Origin of the sequence: Streptomyces sp. NPDC050164 (assembly GCF_044459945.1) — a bacterium.
Taxonomy (GTDB): domain Bacteria; phylum Actinomycetota; class Actinomycetes; order Streptomycetales; family Streptomycetaceae; genus Streptomyces; species Streptomyces coeruleorubidus_A.
Genome location: NZ_JBITJK010000011.1, coordinates 42,086 through 58,706, shown reverse-complemented (window position 1 = coordinate 58,706; position 16,621 = coordinate 42,086). Strand labels below are relative to the sequence as shown.

The window sequence follows — 16,621 nt, the reverse complement described above, 5'->3', positions numbered from 1 at the left end:
CGCCGGCCTGCGCCTCGCGCGGGCCCAGGGGTGCCGGGTCAGGCCTTGCCGTGCGCGCGGGGCCCGTTCGGGCGGCGCTCGTCGTACTCGTTGGCGAGCAGGTGGTCCATGGTGTCGCGGAGTTGGGCGATGAAGTCCTCGAACTGCTTCAGCTGCGCGGGGGTGTACTGCGCCATGGCCTCGGCCATGCGCTCGGCGTAGGGACCGAAGAACTCCTCGGCCCGCGGCCTGACGTCGGGGCTGCTGCGCAGCGTGACGATCCGGCGGTCGGTGTGCTCCCGGGTGCGGATGATGTGTCCGGCCGTCTCCAGGCGGTTCAGCAAGGTCGCGGTCGCGCCGGAGGAGAGGGAGATGCGCTCGCTCAGCCGGGCGGGGGACAGCGGAGCACCCTGGTCCTCCGCATAGAGGATCTCGGCCAGGGCGGCGGCGTCGGTGGAGTGCAGCCCGAGCCAGCTCGCGAAACGCTGCGTGAACTCGGTGTAGTTCGCTCCGAACGCTCGGAGCCCGTCCATGAGGCGGTCACGCTGGGCCTCAAGTGCGCCGGACTCCGTTTCCTCCATCGACATGCTCCGCTTCCCGATCTGCCTGGGTGACACGTTCCGTCACCGGGTTTGACAACTTACCCGAGGGAAAATATCTTCACCGTAAAGATACACCAGCGGGGAGGTAGCTCGGGCGAGGCGGGGCCGGACGGACCGACACGGGGGCGGGGATCGCGAGCGACGATTCGCGACCGTGGAAAATTCACGGCCTCTATATGAACAATCAACATTCACTCCGCCTCTCACGGAAAGAAAGACGGAGAAGTGACCCGGATCTCTTTTCTGAAATCCGGAAGCCATGGACAAACCCGACCCGGACCGCATACATTCTTCTCGTCAGGCACGTGCACTACAAAGGTGATCGTCGCGGAGGCTGGCATTGACCCCAGCTGAAGCTTGGGGGCTGCTGAATGTCGTTGCATACATCCGTGACACGCAAAGGGCCAGAGGGGACGCCATGAAGGCCCTCGTGCTGGCCGGGGGCTCCGGCACACGCATGCTCCCGCTCACCCACACCACCGCGAAGCAGCTGGTGCCCGTCGCCAACAAACCGGTCCTTTTCTTCGGACTGGAGGCCATCGCCCAGGCCGGGATCAAAGATGTCGGCGTCATCGTCGGTGACACCGCGGACGAGATACGCGAAGCCGTCGGCGACGGATCGAAATTCGGCCTCGACATCACTTACATTCCCCAGCACAAACCGCTCGGTCTGGCCCACGCGGTCGTGATCGCCCGTGAATTCCTCGGCGACTCGGACTTTGTGATGTACCTCGGTGACAATTTCATCGTGGGTGGCATCACGGACCTCGTGGAGAATTTCCGCCGCGAGCGGCCGGACGCGCAGATCCTGCTGACCCAGGTCTCCGACCCCACCGTCTTCGGCGTGGCGGAGCTGGACGGGGAGGGACGCGTCGTGTCCCTGGAGGAGAAGCCCACGGCACCCCGGAGCGACCTCGCGATCGTCGGCGTCTACCTCTTCACGCCGGCCGTCCACGAGGCGGTGCGCGCGATCGAGCCGTCGCTGCGCGGGGAGCTGGAGATCACCCATGCCCTCCAGTGGCTCATCGACGAGCAGCGGGACGTGCGCTCGACGACGGTGCCCGGCTACTGGAAGGACACCGGCAACTTCATGGACATGCTGGAGGTCAACCGGTTGGTGCTGGAGACCCTGGAGCTCCGCATCGAGGGCGACGTCGACGAGGAGAGCCAGATCATCGGCCGGGTCCGGATCGAGGAAGGGGCGCAGGTGCGCAGGTCGCGCATCGTCGGGCCGGCCGTCATCGGCCGGTCCACGGTGATCAGCGACTCCTACATCGGCGCCTACACCTCGATATCGGAGGACTGCCGGATCGAGCACAGCGAGATCGAGTTCTCCATCGTGCTGCGGGGTTCGTCGATCATGGGGGTCGGGCGGGTCGAGGCGTCCATGATCGGACGCAACGTCACGGTGGTCCCGGCCCCCGCCGTTCCGCACGCCCACCGACTCGTCCTCGGCGACCACAGCAGAGTGCAGATCTCCTCATGAGCCCGACCGAGGTCCTGGTGACCGGAGGCGCGGGGTTCATCGGCTCCCATTACGTGCGGACGCTGCTGGGCACCGATGGTCCGGGCGATGTCGCGGTGACCGTGCTGGACAAGCTGACCTACGCGGGGAACCCGGCCAACTTGCGCGCGGTCCACGACGATGCCCGCTTCAGTTTCGTCCAGGGCGACATCTGCGACGAGCAGCTCGTCGCCCGGCTGACCGAGCGGGCCGGCCATGTGGTGCACTTCGCCGCCGAGTCCCATGTGGATCGCTCCATTCTCGGCTCGGCCGCGTTCGTGCGGACCAATGTGCTGGGCACTCAGGTCCTGCTCGACGCGGCACTGCGGGCCGGTACCCGGACCTTCGTCCATGTCTCCACGGACGAGGTCTACGGGTCGATCAGTGAGGGGTCCTGGCGGGAAGACCATCCCCTGAACCCGACATCTCCGTACTCCGCCTCCAAGGCGTCGAGCGATCTGCTGGCCCTGAGCTACCACCGCACGCACGGCCTGGACGTACGCGTGACCCGGTGCTCCAACAACTACGGCCACCACCACTTCCCGGAGAAGGTCATCCCGCTGTTCGTGACCAACCTGCTCGACGGGAAGAAGGTCCCCCTCTACGGAGACGGGCGCAACGTCCGCGACTGGCTGCACATCGACGATCACGTGCGGGGGATCGAGCTGGTGCGGACCGCGGGACGTCCGGGCGAGGTGTACAACATCGGCGGCGGCACCGAGCTGACCAACATCGAACTGCTGAAGCTGCTGCTGGCTCAGTGCGGGGCGGACTGGAAGATGGTGGAGTACGTCGCCGACCGCAAGGGACACGACCTGCGCTACTCCGTCGACTGGACGAAAATCCGCACCGAGTTGGGATACCAGCCGCAAAAGGATTTCGCCACGGGGCTCGCCGAGACCGTTTCCTGGTACCGGGAGAATCGGAGGTGGTGGGAGCCACTGAAGGACCATGCGGCGCTGTGACGCGTAAGAAGTCGGCACGTGGCCTGAATTAATCGGGCAGTCGCTCGAACGCAGAGACGTGCCCGACCGGAGAGAGGCGAAGAGGCAATCTTAGGTTGCCCGCCTTCCGTACGTATGTAGCCAGAAGGTAAAGAATCCTGTAAAAAACGCTCATCAGCAGATAGGATCCTGTCCGACCAGTGCAGCGAGGGGTCTCCAGCTCCTTGCGTTCACCCTGGAGGGCATGTGATTAAGGTTCTGCTCGCCGAAGAGTTGCACATGGTACGGGGGGCTTTTATCGCGCTGCTGACGCGAGAGAACGATATCGATGTCGTGGCAGAATTGGGCGACGGCTCGAAGATACTTCCCATGGCTCGTCTGCATCGGCCGGATGTCGCGGTGATCGACATTGATATGCCCGGTCAGGACGATCTCTCGACGATCGAGAAGGTTCATGCCGAGTTACCGAAGACGCGAGCTCTGATTCTCACCAATCACTGGCGACCCACAACGGTGCGCAGGGCCCTGAACATGGGGGTCGGCGGATTCCTGCTCAAGGACTCACCGCCGGAGAACCTCGTCAGCGCGGTCCGCGAGCTCTCAGCCGGGCGCCGGGTGATCGACGCGGATCTGGCCGTATCCGCCTGGAAGGCGCCGACACCTCCCCTCACCGACCGCGAGATGGAGGTGCTGCGCCTGGCCGCCGGGGGTGAAGGCGTGGCCGATATAGCGGCACGCCTTCACCTCTCCCCCGGCACCATACGCAACTACCTCACCACCGTGGCGACAAAACTCAACGCGCGCACGCGCGTGGACGCCGTCCGCATCGCCGTCGATGCCGGCTGGCTGTGATCACTTTGCGGGAATCATCCGGCGAATGAGCCCGACCCCCTTCGCCGGATGATTCCCGCCCCGTGTGCCTGGCATCAGTATCCCCTAAATTCGCTGCACCCGGTAGTAGATCTCGCACGACACCGGCATGAATTTACCATGATCGAACCGGAAGTTTTCCCTGCGCCTTCATGACAGATGCACTGCCGCACGAACTTCTTCTCGAATACCTTTGAAGCGCGAAAAGGTCATCGGTACATGCCGGAGCCGGGGGAAGTGAAACACTGCTATGGGATGCTTGCCGCCAAGCAATGCGAAACACGAAAAGCAAAACAGGTCACACAGTTGCTCCACAGAAAACACCAATACAGTTCTGTGCGGAGGATGCACTGAGCAGCTTTCCACCTTCCTGCGAGAGCTACCCGCCCTGTATCTCCATTGCGGGGCCTTACTCGGGGGCACACACACGCCGCAGGAAAAGGTGTCGAATTCCGGTCGGGGGCAGGGGATGCCGTTCAACACGGCGGCGGCCGACGTACGCGCCCACATCATCGCGCTGCTGGCGTCCTGGGCGTCCCTCGTCGCGGACGAGCGCGCCGTCGAGGCACCCCCGCGCAGGGTGGACCTGCTGGCCGGCTTCGTCCGGGCGAACCTGACGTGGCTGTCCGGCCACGGCGCGGCCCAGGACGCGGTCGAGGAATTCGGCGTCCTCACCCGGGCCGCACGCCGGGTCTGCGAGCCGCGGCCGGTGCGCACCGTCCCGGTCGGCGACTGCGTCCGGGCCGGTTGCACCGGGAAACTGCGCGCCGTGGTGAAAGCCGTTTCGGGCATCAGTCCGCGGCCTTCGGAGATACGGTGCAGCGCCGACGAATCGCATTGGTGGGCGTACGAGGAGTGGACGTCCCTGGAAACGGGAGTGAAGAGGCGTTCGGCCGCCGTCCGCACCTGGTACAGCGTGTCGGACATCGGCCTTTTGCGGGGCATCCCGGCCGGGAGCATCTACCGGCTCGCCAATCAGCACCAATGGCGTCGCCAGAAGGTCTCCGGGAAGGTCTACTACCACCATGCGGACGTCACCGCCGCATTGGGCGGATGACCTGACGCAGACAAGGGGGTGGGGGGGGGGGGGGGGGGGGGGGGGGGGGGGGCGCCCCCCCCCCCCCCCCCCCCCCACCCCCTGTTCGCGTCTCAGGCGGCCGCCTCCAGCCGGGCCAGCCCCCGCGTCCAGCCCTCCCAGGCATCGCGGCCCGGGGGCGCCAGCAGCGGAACCACCGTGCTGCGCCGCTGCACCACCGAGGGGTGTCGGCGCGCCAGGGTCGCGAGCGCCGCGGCGGGACCGCCGTCCACCACCACGTGACCGTCGCCGTCGAGCAGGGCTTCCAGCGCCGGCCAGAACAGCACCGGAGCGGCCATCTGCCCCGCCCAGAACTCCGGCCGGGTGGCCTCCGCCTGAGTGACGTACCGTCCGGTGCGGGTCGACAGGACCAGGATGCCCGGCGGACGCAGTGTCTCCGCCGCGATCGCCTCACCGAAGGCGCGGGAGGCCCGGTCCATCGCCGGTGAGTGCCACGGTTCGAGCGCCCGCACCCGACGCACGATCATGCCCGCCTCCCGCAGGGCGACCTCGGCCTCGGAGAGCCGCGGTTCCGGCCCCGCGAGAATCGTCTGGCGCGGGCCGTTGTGGGCGCCCAGCACCACCTCCTGCCGCAGGAACGGGTTCCGGAGGCGGTCGAGCACCTCCTCCGGTGTCCCCGCCACGGCCAGCATCCCGCCGGGAGGGGCCTCGGCGAGCGCGGCGCAGCGGCCCGCGATGATCCGGGCGGCGGCCTGCGGGTCGAACACCCCGGCCAGCGTGGCTGCGGCCAGCTCCCCCACGCTGTGGCCGATCAGCGCGGCCGGGCGGATCCCGCGGTCGGCCAGTACCCGGCCGATCCCGTATCCGATCATGAAGAGCAGGGGCTGCGCGGTCGTGCCCCGGTCCGCCGGTGCGCCGTCCACACAAGCCAGCCAGTCGTCGCGGACGACGGTCCCCCGCGGCCCGAGGGCTTCGAGGAACGCGTCGGCCACGGCGGTGAAGACCGGCTCCCGCTTGTACAGCTCGACGGCCATACCGGCGTGCTGGAACCCCTGCCCCGGCAGCATCAGGACGACGGGCCGCCCGCTCATGCCGACCCCGCCTTCTGCCGGTCCGGCGCCGCGAAGGCCGCGAGCACCCGGTCCAGATGGTCGCCGTCGGAGGTCCTGAACGTGTCGGCGCCCGGGCACAGCCGGCCGCACAGCGTACTCAGCGTCTTGCCCGGTCCGACCTCCACGAAGCGATCGACGCCCTCCTTCGCCAGCGCCTCTGCGGTGTCGGCCCACAGCACCCGGCCGGTGAACTGCCGGCGCAGGCAGTCGGCGGCCTCCCGGGCGGTGCGCACGGGCGCGGCGGTGACCGCGGAGAACACCGGGATCACCGGGTCGCGCAGCGGCAATGCCTCCAACGCCCGGCCGAACTCCATCTCGATGCCGGAGAGCAGGCTGCAGTGGGCCGCGCCGCCCACCTCCAGCGTCAACGCCCGTCGCGCGCCCGCGACTTCGGCGAGTTCGAGCAGGCGGGCCACTGCGCCCCGGTGACCGGAGACCACGATCTGCCGGTGGTCGTTCCGGTTGGCGATCTCGACCACCTCGCCGGTGGCGGCGGCCGCCCGGGCGCAGAGCTCCTCGACCTCGGCCAGGGTCAGGCCGATGACGGCGCCCATGCTGCCCGGGACGCTGCGGTTGACCGATTCCATCAACTCCCCGCGCAGCCGGACCAGGCGCAGGCCGACGGTCCAGTCGAGCACGCCCGCCGCGACCATCGCGGCGAACTCGCCCAGGCTGTGCCCGGCCACGGCATCGGGCTCGACCCCGTACGCCCGGAGCACTTCGAGGGCCACGACGCTGGTCAGGAAGACGGCCGGCTGGGTCACCGGCATGGCGCGCAGTTCCTCGGCCGGCCCCTCCCAGCACAGCTCGCTCAGCGGCATCCCCAGGATCTCGTCGGCGACCCGGTAGTGGGATGCAAGAAATCCGGGGTGGCGCTCGACCAGCGCGCGGCCCATGCCGACGCGCTGCGAACCCTGCCCCGGAAACACGAAGGCTGTCATGCTCATGTGCGATACCACCTTCCCTTCTGCGGACCGCGGCGCTCAGGTCACCCTGAGCGCCGCGATGGGGCACACCCGAACCGCGCGTATGGCGGCGGCCTGCTGATCCGCCGGTACCTCGCCTTCGAAGAGGAGCTCGGCGTATCCCTCGTCGGCCTGCAACAGAGCGGGGGCCGCGCCTTCGCACAGCCCGTGCCCCTCGCAACGGCTCCGGTCGACGGTGATCCTCATCCTGGCGGCCTTTCCGTCGACGCGGATCAGGGGTGGAGCGTCACGGGCATGGACGCGATGCCGCGGATCGTGTTGTGCAGGCGCCAGGTCGGCTCGCCGATCTCGATCGAACGGACCTTGCTGGTCAGCGACTTCAGGAGGCTGTGACTCTCCAGGCGGGAGAGCGCCTGGCCGACGCAGCCGTGGATGCCATGCCCGAAGCCGACGTGCTGCGCGACGCCGGGCCGCTGGATGTCGAACTTCTCCGGGTCGGTCCACTGCCGCTCGTCGCGGTTGGCGGAGCCGTACAGGAAGAGCACCCTTGAGCCCTCCGCCACCAGTGCGCCGCCCAACTCCCGCTCGCGGGTGGCCAGCCGCGTGAAGCCGCGCAGGGGGGATTCGATGCGGATGATCTCGTTGAACGCCGACGGGATGAGGGACTCGTCGCCGCGCAGCAGCTCCCACTGGTCCGGGTGCGATCCGAACAGCCACATCATGCTGGACAGCGCGCTGACGGAGGTGTCCATCGAGGGGGCCAGGAAGTCGCCCAGGAGCCCGGGCAGGAGGTACTCCTCGATCTTTCCCTCCTTGGCGTCGCTCACCAGCTGGGCGCCCCAGCTGCCCGGCCGCAGGTTGCCCGGGATCGACATCCGCTGGAGGAACTCCGACATCTCCTGGAGCAGCGGGAACCCGGCCATGGTGCGTTCGTTGAGCGGGCCGAAGGCGTTGAACCCGGCGGTCGCCCACTCCAGGAGCCGCTCCTTGCCCTCCTCGACGGGCCAGCCGAGCAGGTCGGGCACGACGGCGAGCGGGAACGCCTGCGCGAAGTCGGTGACCGCGTCGAAGGTGCCCTTTTCGATGAGCTGGTCGACGAGGGTGTCGGCCCATCCCGCGATGTAGTCCTGGAACTGCTCCAGCGCCTTGGGCTTGAGATGCCGGGCCACCAGGCTGCGCACATAGCCGTGGTACGGCGGATCGCTGGTGAAACTGCTGCCTTTCTGGGCCTTGTTGAGCGTCTCGGTGAGCCCGACGCCGGACGCCGACGAGAAGGTCGTCGGGTCGTGGAGCGCGTCGTAGACCTCCCGGTAGCGGGCGGCCGCGAAGACCTGGTGGGCCTCCAGCCAGACCACCGGGCCCAGCTCGCGCAGCCGCCGGTAGTCCTCGTAGGGCGAGAGGATCGACTCGTCGGTGTAGGGGTCGATGTCGGTACGGGGAATGGTGAGCGCCGCCATGCGGATCTCCTCGGGTCAGCTGTGGGCTCAGTGGCCCAGAAGGTGGGCGTTGACGACCCGGACGAGGTCGCGCGGGGTGTCGATGTCGACGAGCGCCGAGTCCTCGAACTCCAGTCCGTACTCCCGGCCGATCCGGCTGCCGGTCTCCAGCAGGGCGAGCGAGTCGTATCCGAGATCCACGAAGGTGGTGTCCAGGATGTCGGCTTCGAGCGCGCTGCCGCCGCCCGCGCCCTCCCGGAGAATGCGCTTGAGATCCTCAATGCCGAACTGCTGGCTCATACGTCCGTCCTGTTCGAAGGGGAATGGGATCGGCCGCCGGGCGGGGCACCCGGTGCCGACAGCTGTGCGGGGCGCGGTGAGGTCACTCGTCCGTTCCCCGCACCACGACCGCGGAGTTGAACCCGCCGTGGCCCCGCGCCAGGACGACGGCGGTACGCACCGGGGCCCGCCGGGCCTCGGTCACCAGGTCGAGGTCGTACCTGTCCGCGCGGGCGACATTGACCGTCGGCGGGATGACGCCATCACGGATCGACAGGAGCGCCGCCGCGACGTCGAGCGGGGCGGCCCCGGCCGCCAGGCGTCCGGTCATCGTCTTCGGAGCGGTGACGGCGACCGCGCCCGCGCCGAACAGGTCGCTCAGCGCGTCGGCCTCGATCCGGTCGAGCTCGGGCACGGCGGCGGCGTCCGCGAAGACCACGTCGACCTCGGCCGGGGAGATCCCCGCGTCGTCGAGCCCCGCCGCGACGGCCCGGCGCAGCCCGGGCTCGCGCCCGCTGCCCGGCCGCGGGTCCATCGTCGCGCCGTACCCGGCGATCTCTCCGTACACCTCAGCGCCCCGCTGCCGCGCGGATTCCGCGTCCTCCAGCACGAGCAGTGCGCCGCCCTCGCCCGGCACATGCCCTGCTGCCCGCGCGTCGAAGGGGAGGTAGGCGCGCTCGGGGTCCCGGGAGGTGCTCATCCGGTCGCCCGCCATCTGCGCCACCCAGCCCCACGGGCAGAGCGAGCCGTCCACGCCGCCCGAGATGATCCGCCGGGTGCCCTTGCGGATCTGCCGGCGGGACTGGGCGAGGGCGTCGAGCCCGCCCGCCTGGTCGCTCACGACGACCCCGCTCGGTCCCCGCATCCCGTGCTTGATGGAAATCTGACCGGTGTTGACGGCGTAGAACCAGGCGTAGGACTGGTACGCGCTGACGTACTTGGGGCCCTTGCTCCAGAGGTTCTCCAGCTCGCGCTGGCCGAACTCGAAGCCGCCGGCGGTCGCCGCGGTGATCACGCCCGTACTGAAGTCGGGCAGGTCCGACGGTGCGATACCCGCGTCCGCGAGGGCCCAGTCGGCGGCGGCGAGGGAGAGCCACGTCATGCGGTCGGTCTGCGGGATGAGCCGGCTCGACAGATGCGCGGCGGCGTCGAAGCGCACCTCGCCGGCCAGCTTCGCCGGATAGTCGGCGGTATCGAACCGGGTGAGCTCGCCGATGCCGCTGACCCCGGCGAGAGTCGACTTCCAATAGGCTTCGGTGCCTTCGCCGTTGGGCGCGATGACGCCCAGTCCGGTCACTGCTGCGGCCGTCATGAGGCCCCCCTCTCCGGGTCGGTCAGGACCATGGCGCTCTGGAACCCGCCGAACCCGCTGCCGACCGTGAGCACCCGGTCGGTGCGCCAGTCGCGCGCGGTCAACGGGACGTAGTCCAGGTCCAGTTCGGGATCCTGGTGGTGCAGGTTGGCGGTGGGCGGTACGACGTTCTCCTTGATCGCCAGCGCGGACGCGGCGATTTCGATGGAGCCGATCGCCCCGAGCGAGTGGCCCACCATCGACTTGATGGAGCTCACCGGCACCCGGTGGGCGTGCTCGCCGAGGCTGCGCTTGAAGGCGGCGGTCTCGTGCCGGTCGTTCTGCTTGGTGCCGGAGCCGTGCGCGTTGACGTAGTCGAGGTCGGCCGGGTCGAGCCGGGACTCGTCGAGCGCCGCGGTGATCGCCTCGGCCATCTCGACGCCGTCCGCCCGCAGTCCGGTCATGTGGTAGGCGTTGCTGCGGCCCGCGTAGCCGGTGATCTCCGCGAAGATGCTCGCCCCGCGCCGGCGCGCGCTGGTGTACTCCTCCAGCACGAAGCCGGCGGCTCCCTCCCCGAGGACGAAGCCGTTGCGCGTGCTGTCGTACGGGCGGGACGCGTGCTCGGGGTCGTCGTTGAAGACGCTCGTGGCCTTGATCGCGTCGAAGCACGCCACGGTGATGGGCGAGATCGGCGCCTCCGTGGCACCGGTGATCATCACGTCGGCCGCTCCGTCGCGGATCAGCTCGACGGCGTGCCCCACGGCGTCGATCCCCGAGGTGCAGCCGGTGGACACCACCGTGCCCGGCCCCTCCGCGCCGATCGACCACGCGACCTCGGTCGCGATCGAGCTCGGGACCAGGTAGTCGTACAGGTGCGGTGTCGCGTAGGTGTGGTCGACCAGGTGCCTGGCCCCGTCGTCGCTCACCACCCGGTACTCGTCCTCCAGGCTGGTGGTGGCTCCGACGGCGTTGCCGATCGTGACGCCGATCCGGTGGGGGTCGATCTCCGACAGCTCAAGTCCGCTGTCGAGGAGCGCCTCGCGGGTGCAGACCACGGCGAACTGGGCGGCCCGGTCCATCCGGCGGATCTCCTGGGAGCTCAGGCCGTGTTCCTGCGGATGGAAGTCGATCTCGGCCGCGACCCGGGAGCGGTAGGGCGCCGGGTCGAAGCGCGACAGCGTCCTGGTCGCCGTGCGCCCTTCGCTGATCAGAGCCCAGAAGTTCTTGGTGCCGACCCCTCCCGGTGCCAGCACCCCTATGCCGGTGATGACGACTCGTCGCCTCATGATTCTTCCTTCCGGAGATACGTCAGGAATGCGATGCCGAACGTGCTGGGGGCCTCCCAGCAGGGCTGTGGTGCGGATGTGTGCTCAGACCCGGGGAACTGCCGCGGCGGCGCCGAACCAGCGGTCCAGGGCGTGGTGCAGGGACGTCTGCGCCCGGTCGGTCCAGACGACGTGCCCGTCGGGGCGCACCAGGAGCGCGGTGGCTCCGTCGATGTCCGCCGGGCCCGCGCCGTCGACCACTCGCACCCGGTCGGCCCAGCCGCGGGCCGCTGCCCCGACCGGTGTTGCGCGGATGTGCTGCCCGTCGCGGGCCAGGGCGAGCAGGACGCCCCGGCCGTCGCCGAGGAGCCGGACGGCCGTGGTGGGTTCCCCGCTCACGGTGAGGTCGATGTCGGGGAGCCTCGCGCCGAGCAGCGGGGCGTCGTCGGCGCCCACGTCGTAGCGGACGTCCAGGCCGCTGACCATGGAGTCCAGGAGGGCGCGGGGCCCGGGCTCGGCCAGCAGTTCGGCGAGCACGCGGCGGACCGGCTCGGTCTCGGCGCCGCCGAACAGCAGCAGGCCCTGGGCCTGTACGTTCTCCAGCACCCGGCGTCCGACGGGGTGGCGTTCGGCGTGGTAGCTGTCGAGCAGTCCGGGCGGGGCCCAGCCGTGCACCTGCGCCGCGAGCTTCCAGCCGAGGTTCGCCGCGTCCTGGAGGCCGAGGTTGAGCGCCTGGCCGCCGACCGGCATGTGCGCGTGGGCCGCGTCACCGGCGATCAGCACCCGGCCCCGCCGGTAGCACGTCGCCTGCGCACAGCCGTCGTCGAAGGCGTCGGTCCAGCTCGCCGACGCGCCCGCGATGCTGTGGCCGGTGACCTCCTGCCACACCGCCGCGATCTCGTCGAACGGCGGCGGTCCGCTGCGCCCTCCCGGGAGGCGGCCGAAGGCGTGCACCATGACCCGGGTCACCCCGTCGGGCCGTCGGGCCGAGGTGGCGAAGCCGCGCGCGAACCGTTCGAAGCGGTAGGCGGGCACGTCCACCCCGGCGATGTCCGCGCGCAGGAGTTCCCGCGTGGGGGCGCTGCCGTCGAAGTCGATGCCCGCCAGCCGTCGTACCGTGCTGTCGGCGCCGTCGCACCCCACCACGTAGGCGGAGTGCAGGGTCCGGGGTCCGTCGGGGGTGCGAAACGCGGCGGCCACGCCCTCGTCCGTGACGGTGAGGGCATGGAGTTCGTGCTCCCGGTGGAGGTCCACGCCCATCGCGCGGGCCCGGGACCCCAGCACCGCTTCGGTGCGGAACTGGGGCACCTTCCAGTTGCCGATGTACCGGCTCCCCGACCCGTCGGCCCGGAACGACTGGCCGCCGAAGTGGCTGAGCGGTTCGTGCGTCAGCTCGCCGAACGCCTCCAGGAGCCCGCGCTGGTCCAGGAGTTCCATGGTGCGGGCGTTCAGCTGGGAGGCCCGCGACTCGGTCATCGGCGCGGCCAGCCGGTCGACGAGCGCCACCCGCACGCCGTGCCGGCGCAGGTCACCCGCCAGCAGCAGCCCGACCGGACCGGCCCCGACCACCAGGACGTGCGCGGCTTCGGCCGGATCCGGTGGCGTCATCGCCCGGATCCCGTAAGGCCCCCTCGCGGGGTCATGTCCCGCTGCCCTCGATGTGCGCCTTGGCGTGGGCGAGGGTGCTCAGGCTGTTGGTCCCCAGCGCCCCCCGGACCATCGCCCGGGCGTCGTCGAGCCCCGCGTCCGGGCCGAGGACCGCCGCGATGTTGGCCTCGTTGATGGAGACGGTGTGCTGCGAGGTGGCCAGCACGCCGTCGGCGTCCTCCTCGAACCGCCACTGCCCGGTGTGCAGCGTCATCAGCGCGGGCAGTTGGGTCTGCTTGTAGTAGATGCGGTCCGGGGCCAGGCACACCCGTACCGAGGTGGTGGTGTGGGTGGACCCGTCGACGGCGCGGGTGTCCATCTCCAGCAGTTGGAGTCCGCCGTCGTCCTGGAGGTTCACCCGCGCGACGTGCGGGAGGCGTTCTCCCCACAAGTGGGCCGCGTTGATGAAGTCGTAGACGTCCTCGGCCCGCCCCGCGATCCGGGTGGTGTCCTCGAATGCCAGGCGCACCTGGGCGCCGCGGAGCGCGGTCTCGGCCTTGAGCGCGCCCAGCTCCGCCCGGCTGTTGCGGTCGACGGCGGTGGCGATCCACTCCAGTGCCCCGGGGTCGTCGTCCACCGCCCGGTAGTCGTGCAGCAGCCGCACCCGGCAGCGGTCCTCGCCCCGGTCCTCGACGATCCAGGTGCCGCCCATCGCTGCGACCGGCGGGCTGGACACCTCCTGGCGGAACTCGATCCGGCCGTCGGCGGGCACCAGCCGCCGGCGGGAGGTCCACGTCTTCGCAGCTCCGTTGGCCGTGGCCCAGATCCGGATCCGCTCGTGCTCGCCCTCCCGCTCGACGCGCTCGACGTGGACGCTCGGCGGGAAGATCTGCGGCCAGTTCTCCACCTCCTCCAGCAGCCGGTAGACGTCCTTCGCCGAGGCGTCGACCGTGATCTCGTGTTCGACTTCGTGGACCTGGGGTCCGGACATGGTGCCTCCCGGCTCGTTCGGGAACGGGGTGTCTCGGGCGGCCGCGCTCACGCGGAGGTGATGAGCGCGATGAGTTCCCGGGGGGTGGTGACGGCGGTGACGGCATCGTCCTCCAGGCTGATGCCGTGCTCCCGGGAGATGAGCGCCGCGGTCTCCAGCAGCGCGAGCGAGTCGTAACCGAGCTCGGAAAACGACCGGTCGAGGATGTCGCCCTCCATGTCGATGTCCTCGTCCGCACCGGCGGCGCTGAACAGCGCCGTCTTGAGGTCGTCGACGGTGAACGCCGTGATGGTCATCCGTTTTCGTCCTTTCAGGATTCCTGTTCCCAGTGGTAGAAGCGCTGTGCCATCGCGTCCGCGGGCGAGCGCCAGGTCTCGGGGTCGTACGCGGTGATGTGCTTTTTCAGGTCGTCGCTGATCCTCGTGAACAGGGGGTGCGAGCGGGCTTCGGCGATCCGCTCCGAGCCGTCCTGTGAGGCGAAGTCCTGGAGGTGGAAGTACAGCCCCTGGTAGCTGAACAGCTGCCGGCGCAGGGTGCCCATGCGGTGCGGCATCTCCGTGCGGTCGAACTCCGCGAAGAGGGCACCGACGTCGTCGATCGACTTCGGGTCCAGGCGGGCGACGATCAGGGTGGTGTGCATGGCCTTCCTCGTCTCTCTGCGGCCCCGACGGGGCCGTCTGCGATGTCCTGGGGCCGGTTCTCAGGCGTGGGCGGCCGGCCCGGGGCCGAACCAGGTACGGAGTGCCTCGGTGAGCTCCCCGCCGTCGGGCGCCGCCCAGGCCACGTGGCCGTCGGGGCGCAGCAGCACCGCGCCCGTGCCCGCGAGCCGCTCGTCCGTCGAGGTCGCCGTGCGGACGTCGACGTGGGGCGCCCAGCCCTCGGCCGTACGGCGCACGGCGGGGTCGTCGGCCAGGTCGAGCAGCACCCCGCGCCCCGTGTGCAGCAGCCGCGTGGTGGTCGTGGGGCCGTCCGCGGTGCGCAGTTCGCAGGGCGGCATCCGCAGCCCGAGGAGGGGGTGGGCGCCGTCGGCGAGTGCGTAGCGGACGTCGAAGCCGGTGACCATCCCGGCCAGGTGCCGGGCGACGTCGTCGTTGCGCATCAGTTCGCCGAAGACGGCGCGCAGCGGCTCGACCTCCGTGCCGCCGAGGTAGAGGAGGCCCTGCGCGCGGGTGTTGGTCAGCACCCGCTCCCCCACCGGATGCCGCTCCTCGTGATACGTGTCGAGGAGTTCGGGGCCGCTGCGGCCGGTGACGACCGCGGCGAGCTTCCAGCCGAGGTTGACGGCGTCCTGCACCCCGACGCTCAACCCCTGACCGCCTGCGGGCAGGTGGATGTGGGCCGCGTCGCCCGCCAGCAGGACCCGCCCGACCCGGTAGTGGGCGGCCAGCCGGGAGGCGTCGGTGAAGGAGCTGATCCACCGGGCCTCGCCGTGGCTGATGTCCTCCCCGGTGAGCCGCTGCCAGGCGCCGGCCACTTCGTCGAAGGCGGGCGGGGTGCTGCGTTCGCCGGGCTGGGTGCCGCGTTCGCAGACGATGACCCGGTCCAGGTCGTCGCCAAGCCGGGCGGCCATGACCATGCCGCCGCGTACCCGTTCGCCGAGGAAGCGCGGGCGGATGGCGGCTCCGGCGACATCGGCGAGGAACATCTCGCAGGTCGCGTCCTGTCCGGGGAAGTCGACGCCCACGGCCTGGCGTACGGTGCTGCGCCCCCCGTCGGCGCCGACGAGGTAGGAGCAGCGCAGCACGCGCGGGCCGTCCGGTCCTGAGACCTCGACTGCGACGAACGCGTCCTTCTGGGTGACGGCGAGGACCTCGTGGCTCCGCAGGATCGTGGCGCCCAGGCCGGTGGCCCAGCGGGTCAGCACCGCCTCGGTCTCGGTCTGTTCGACGTTGCGCACGCCGAAGTGGCCGTCGGGCAGGACGGAGTAGTCCAGTTCGATGCCGCCGAAGTGGCCCTTGGTGCTGATCTCCGGGTTGCCGAAGTCCGCCAGCAGACCGCGCTGGTCCAGCACTTCGGTGGCGCGGGCGGTGAAGCCGAGTCCGCGGGACTCGCTGACGGGCTCCGCCAGCTTGTCGAGAACGATCACATCGGCTCCGCCGAGCCGTAGTTCGCCCGCCGTCATGAGGCCGGTCGGTCCGGCTCCGGCCACGATCACCTGCGCGTCGAGTTCCGGGGCGGCGGTCACAACTGCTGCCCCGCCTTGAGCCGTACCGGCTCCAGCGCCTGGCTCCAGGAGACGACCTGGTCGAGCACCAGCTCGACCGTCGCGGTGCTCTCCTCGGCGGGCCGGAACGTCGCGTGGTCGGCGAAGTCGGCGGCGAAGGTGAGCGCCGCCTGGGCGCGCACGGTGGCGACCTGGAGTTCGGACATGATCAGCCGGAGGTGCTCGACGGCACGGGTGGCTCCGGTGGGTCCGTATCCGACGAATCCGGCCGCCTTGTCGGCCCACTCCGCGAACAGGAAGTCGATCGCGTTCTTGAGCGCTCCGGGTACCGAGTGGTTGTACTCGGGCGTCACGAAGACGAACCCGTCCAGCCGCCGGATGCGTTCGGCCCAGGCGAGGGTGTGCGGGTGGGTGTAGGAGCCGGCCATCGGGGGGATCGGCTCGTCGAGGTGGGGCAGTGCCTGTTCGGCGATGTCGATGAGTTCGTACCCCGCGTCGTCGCGGCGGCCGGCGATGTCGAGGACCCACCGGGCCACCCCTTCACCGCTGCGTCCCGGCCGAGTGCTGCCGAGAATGATGCCGATTCGGGTCATGCTTGCTCCCGTGGAGGTGTGAGCAGGTGACGGGTGCGGGCC

18 protein-coding genes are annotated in these 16,621 nt (G+C 70.1%); 4 read left to right on the top strand and 14 right to left on the bottom strand.

The features are described 5' to 3' along the window. Positions 1-38: 38 nt before the first annotated feature. Entirely contained in the window at positions 39-566 is a 528-nt protein-coding gene (locus tag ACIBNA_RS17655) for a MarR family winged helix-turn-helix transcriptional regulator (protein ID WP_399166104.1), read from the bottom strand. A gap of 433 nt (positions 567-999) precedes the next feature. On the opposite strand from ACIBNA_RS17655, the gene ACIBNA_RS17650 reads away from it, so the two are divergent. From ACIBNA_RS17650 to ACIBNA_RS17635, 4 genes are all read left to right on the top strand, one after another. Further along, positions 1,000-2,067 (top strand): glucose-1-phosphate thymidylyltransferase, encoded by a 1,068-nt coding sequence (locus ACIBNA_RS17650; protein WP_399166103.1) that lies wholly within the window; start codon positions 1,000-1,002, stop codon positions 2,065-2,067. Next, entirely contained in the window at positions 2,064-3,050 is a 987-nt protein-coding gene (gene rfbB, locus ACIBNA_RS17645; RefSeq protein ID WP_399166102.1) for a dTDP-glucose 4,6-dehydratase, read from the top strand. The genes ACIBNA_RS17650 and rfbB overlap by 4 nt, the downstream gene beginning before the upstream one ends. A 225-nt stretch (positions 3,051-3,275) precedes the next feature. Then, positions 3,276-3,881, top strand: a complete 606-nt coding sequence (locus ACIBNA_RS17640) for a DNA-binding response regulator (protein ID WP_399166101.1) — start codon at positions 3,276-3,278, stop codon at positions 3,879-3,881. Between the two features lie 487 nt (positions 3,882-4,368). After that, positions 4,369-4,956 carry a hypothetical protein gene (locus ACIBNA_RS17635; protein WP_399166100.1) on the top strand — a complete coding sequence of 196 codons (588 nt, stop codon included), beginning with the start codon at positions 4,369-4,371 and terminating at the stop codon, positions 4,954-4,956. A gap of 92 nt (positions 4,957-5,048) precedes the next feature. On the opposite strand, the gene ACIBNA_RS17630 is transcribed toward ACIBNA_RS17635, so the two are convergent. The 13 genes from ACIBNA_RS17630 to ACIBNA_RS17570 all read right to left on the bottom strand — a co-directional run bounded on the left by ACIBNA_RS17630 (position 5,049) and on the right by ACIBNA_RS17570 (position 16,579). Next, positions 5,049-6,026 (bottom strand): acyltransferase domain-containing protein, encoded by a 978-nt coding sequence (locus ACIBNA_RS17630; RefSeq protein ID WP_399166099.1) that lies wholly within the window; start codon positions 6,024-6,026, stop codon positions 5,049-5,051. Beyond that, on the bottom strand, positions 6,023-6,994 hold the full coding sequence (gene fabD, locus ACIBNA_RS17625) for an ACP S-malonyltransferase (RefSeq protein WP_399166098.1): 972 nt from the start codon (positions 6,992-6,994) through the stop codon (positions 6,023-6,025). Before fabD ends, ACIBNA_RS17630 begins: the two co-directional genes overlap by 4 nt. A 36-nt stretch (positions 6,995-7,030) precedes the next feature. Next, positions 7,031-7,219, bottom strand: a complete 189-nt coding sequence (locus tag ACIBNA_RS17620; RefSeq protein WP_399166097.1) for a ferredoxin — start codon at positions 7,217-7,219, stop codon at positions 7,031-7,033. A gap of 26 nt (positions 7,220-7,245) precedes the next feature. Then, positions 7,246-8,430, bottom strand: a complete 1,185-nt coding sequence (locus ACIBNA_RS17615) for a cytochrome P450 (RefSeq protein WP_399166096.1) — start codon at positions 8,428-8,430, stop codon at positions 7,246-7,248. A gap of 27 nt (positions 8,431-8,457) precedes the next feature. Then, a complete protein-coding gene (locus ACIBNA_RS17610; RefSeq protein WP_399166095.1) occupies positions 8,458-8,709 on the bottom strand; it encodes an acyl carrier protein in 252 nt (83 codons plus the stop codon). 82 nt (positions 8,710-8,791) lie between these two features. Then, entirely contained in the window at positions 8,792-10,000 is a 1,209-nt protein-coding gene (locus tag ACIBNA_RS17605; RefSeq protein ID WP_399166094.1) for a ketosynthase chain-length factor, read from the bottom strand. Next, complete coding sequence (locus tag ACIBNA_RS17600; protein WP_399166201.1) at positions 9,997-11,268, bottom strand: beta-ketoacyl-[acyl-carrier-protein] synthase family protein; 1,272 nt, start codon at positions 11,266-11,268, stop codon at positions 9,997-9,999. The genes ACIBNA_RS17605 and ACIBNA_RS17600 overlap by 4 nt, the downstream gene beginning before the upstream one ends. Positions 11,269-11,349: 81 nt before the next feature. Then, complete coding sequence (locus ACIBNA_RS17595) at positions 11,350-12,852, bottom strand: FAD-dependent monooxygenase (RefSeq protein ID WP_399166093.1); 1,503 nt, start codon at positions 12,850-12,852, stop codon at positions 11,350-11,352. 31 nt (positions 12,853-12,883) lie between these two features. After that, entirely contained in the window at positions 12,884-13,822 is a 939-nt protein-coding gene (locus ACIBNA_RS17590) for an aromatase/cyclase (protein WP_399166092.1), read from the bottom strand. A 47-nt stretch (positions 13,823-13,869) separates the two neighbouring features. Next, positions 13,870-14,118, bottom strand: a complete 249-nt coding sequence (locus ACIBNA_RS17585; RefSeq protein ID WP_399166091.1) for an acyl carrier protein — start codon at positions 14,116-14,118, stop codon at positions 13,870-13,872. Between the two features lie 14 nt (positions 14,119-14,132). Beyond that, the gene (locus tag ACIBNA_RS17580) at positions 14,133-14,462 is read right to left on the bottom strand and encodes a TcmI family type II polyketide cyclase (RefSeq protein WP_399166090.1); all 330 of its coding nucleotides are present in this window, start codon (positions 14,460-14,462) and stop codon (positions 14,133-14,135) included. Between the two features lie 60 nt (positions 14,463-14,522). After that, positions 14,523-16,007 (bottom strand): FAD-dependent monooxygenase, encoded by a 1,485-nt coding sequence (locus ACIBNA_RS17575; protein ID WP_399166089.1) that lies wholly within the window; start codon positions 16,005-16,007, stop codon positions 14,523-14,525. After that, complete coding sequence (locus ACIBNA_RS17570; RefSeq protein ID WP_399166088.1) at positions 16,004-16,579, bottom strand: NADPH-dependent FMN reductase; 576 nt, start codon at positions 16,577-16,579, stop codon at positions 16,004-16,006. The genes ACIBNA_RS17575 and ACIBNA_RS17570 overlap by 4 nt, the downstream gene beginning before the upstream one ends. Positions 16,580-16,621: the final 42 nt, after the last annotated feature.

What these genes read in the sequence shown, in the direction of transcription:
- ACIBNA_RS17605 (WP_399166094.1), bottom strand. Translation starts at nt 10,000, where the DNA reads ATGACGGCCGCAGCAGTGACCGGACTGGGCGTCATCGCGCCCAACGGC.
- ACIBNA_RS17635 (WP_399166100.1), top strand. Translation starts at nt 4,369, where the DNA reads ATGCCGTTCAACACGGCGGCGGCCGACGTACGCGCCCACATCATCGCG.
- fabD (WP_399166098.1), bottom strand. Translation starts at nt 6,994, where the DNA reads ATGAGCATGACAGCCTTCGTGTTTCCGGGGCAGGGTTCGCAGCGCGTC.
- ACIBNA_RS17650 (WP_399166103.1), top strand. Translation starts at nt 1,000, where the DNA reads ATGAAGGCCCTCGTGCTGGCCGGGGGCTCCGGCACACGCATGCTCCCG.
- ACIBNA_RS17610 (WP_399166095.1), bottom strand. Translation starts at nt 8,709, where the DNA reads ATGAGCCAGCAGTTCGGCATTGAGGATCTCAAGCGCATTCTCCGGGAG.
- ACIBNA_RS17585 (WP_399166091.1), bottom strand. Translation starts at nt 14,118, where the DNA reads ATGACCATCACGGCGTTCACCGTCGACGACCTCAAGACGGCGCTGTTC.
- ACIBNA_RS17615 (WP_399166096.1), bottom strand. Translation starts at nt 8,430, where the DNA reads ATGGCGGCGCTCACCATTCCCCGTACCGACATCGACCCCTACACCGAC.
- ACIBNA_RS17570 (WP_399166088.1), bottom strand. Translation starts at nt 16,579, where the DNA reads ATGACCCGAATCGGCATCATTCTCGGCAGCACTCGGCCGGGACGCAGC.
- ACIBNA_RS17620 (WP_399166097.1), bottom strand. Translation starts at nt 7,219, where the DNA reads ATGAGGATCACCGTCGACCGGAGCCGTTGCGAGGGGCACGGGCTGTGC.
- ACIBNA_RS17580 (WP_399166090.1), bottom strand. Translation starts at nt 14,462, where the DNA reads ATGCACACCACCCTGATCGTCGCCCGCCTGGACCCGAAGTCGATCGAC.
- rfbB (WP_399166102.1), top strand. Translation starts at nt 2,064, where the DNA reads ATGAGCCCGACCGAGGTCCTGGTGACCGGAGGCGCGGGGTTCATCGGC.
- ACIBNA_RS17590 (WP_399166092.1), bottom strand. Translation starts at nt 13,822, where the DNA reads ATGTCCGGACCCCAGGTCCACGAAGTCGAACACGAGATCACGGTCGAC.
- ACIBNA_RS17595 (WP_399166093.1), bottom strand. Translation starts at nt 12,852, where the DNA reads ATGACGCCACCGGATCCGGCCGAAGCCGCGCACGTCCTGGTGGTCGGG.
- ACIBNA_RS17630 (WP_399166099.1), bottom strand. Translation starts at nt 6,026, where the DNA reads ATGAGCGGGCGGCCCGTCGTCCTGATGCTGCCGGGGCAGGGGTTCCAG.
- ACIBNA_RS17655 (WP_399166104.1), bottom strand. Translation starts at nt 566, where the DNA reads ATGTCGATGGAGGAAACGGAGTCCGGCGCACTTGAGGCCCAGCGTGAC.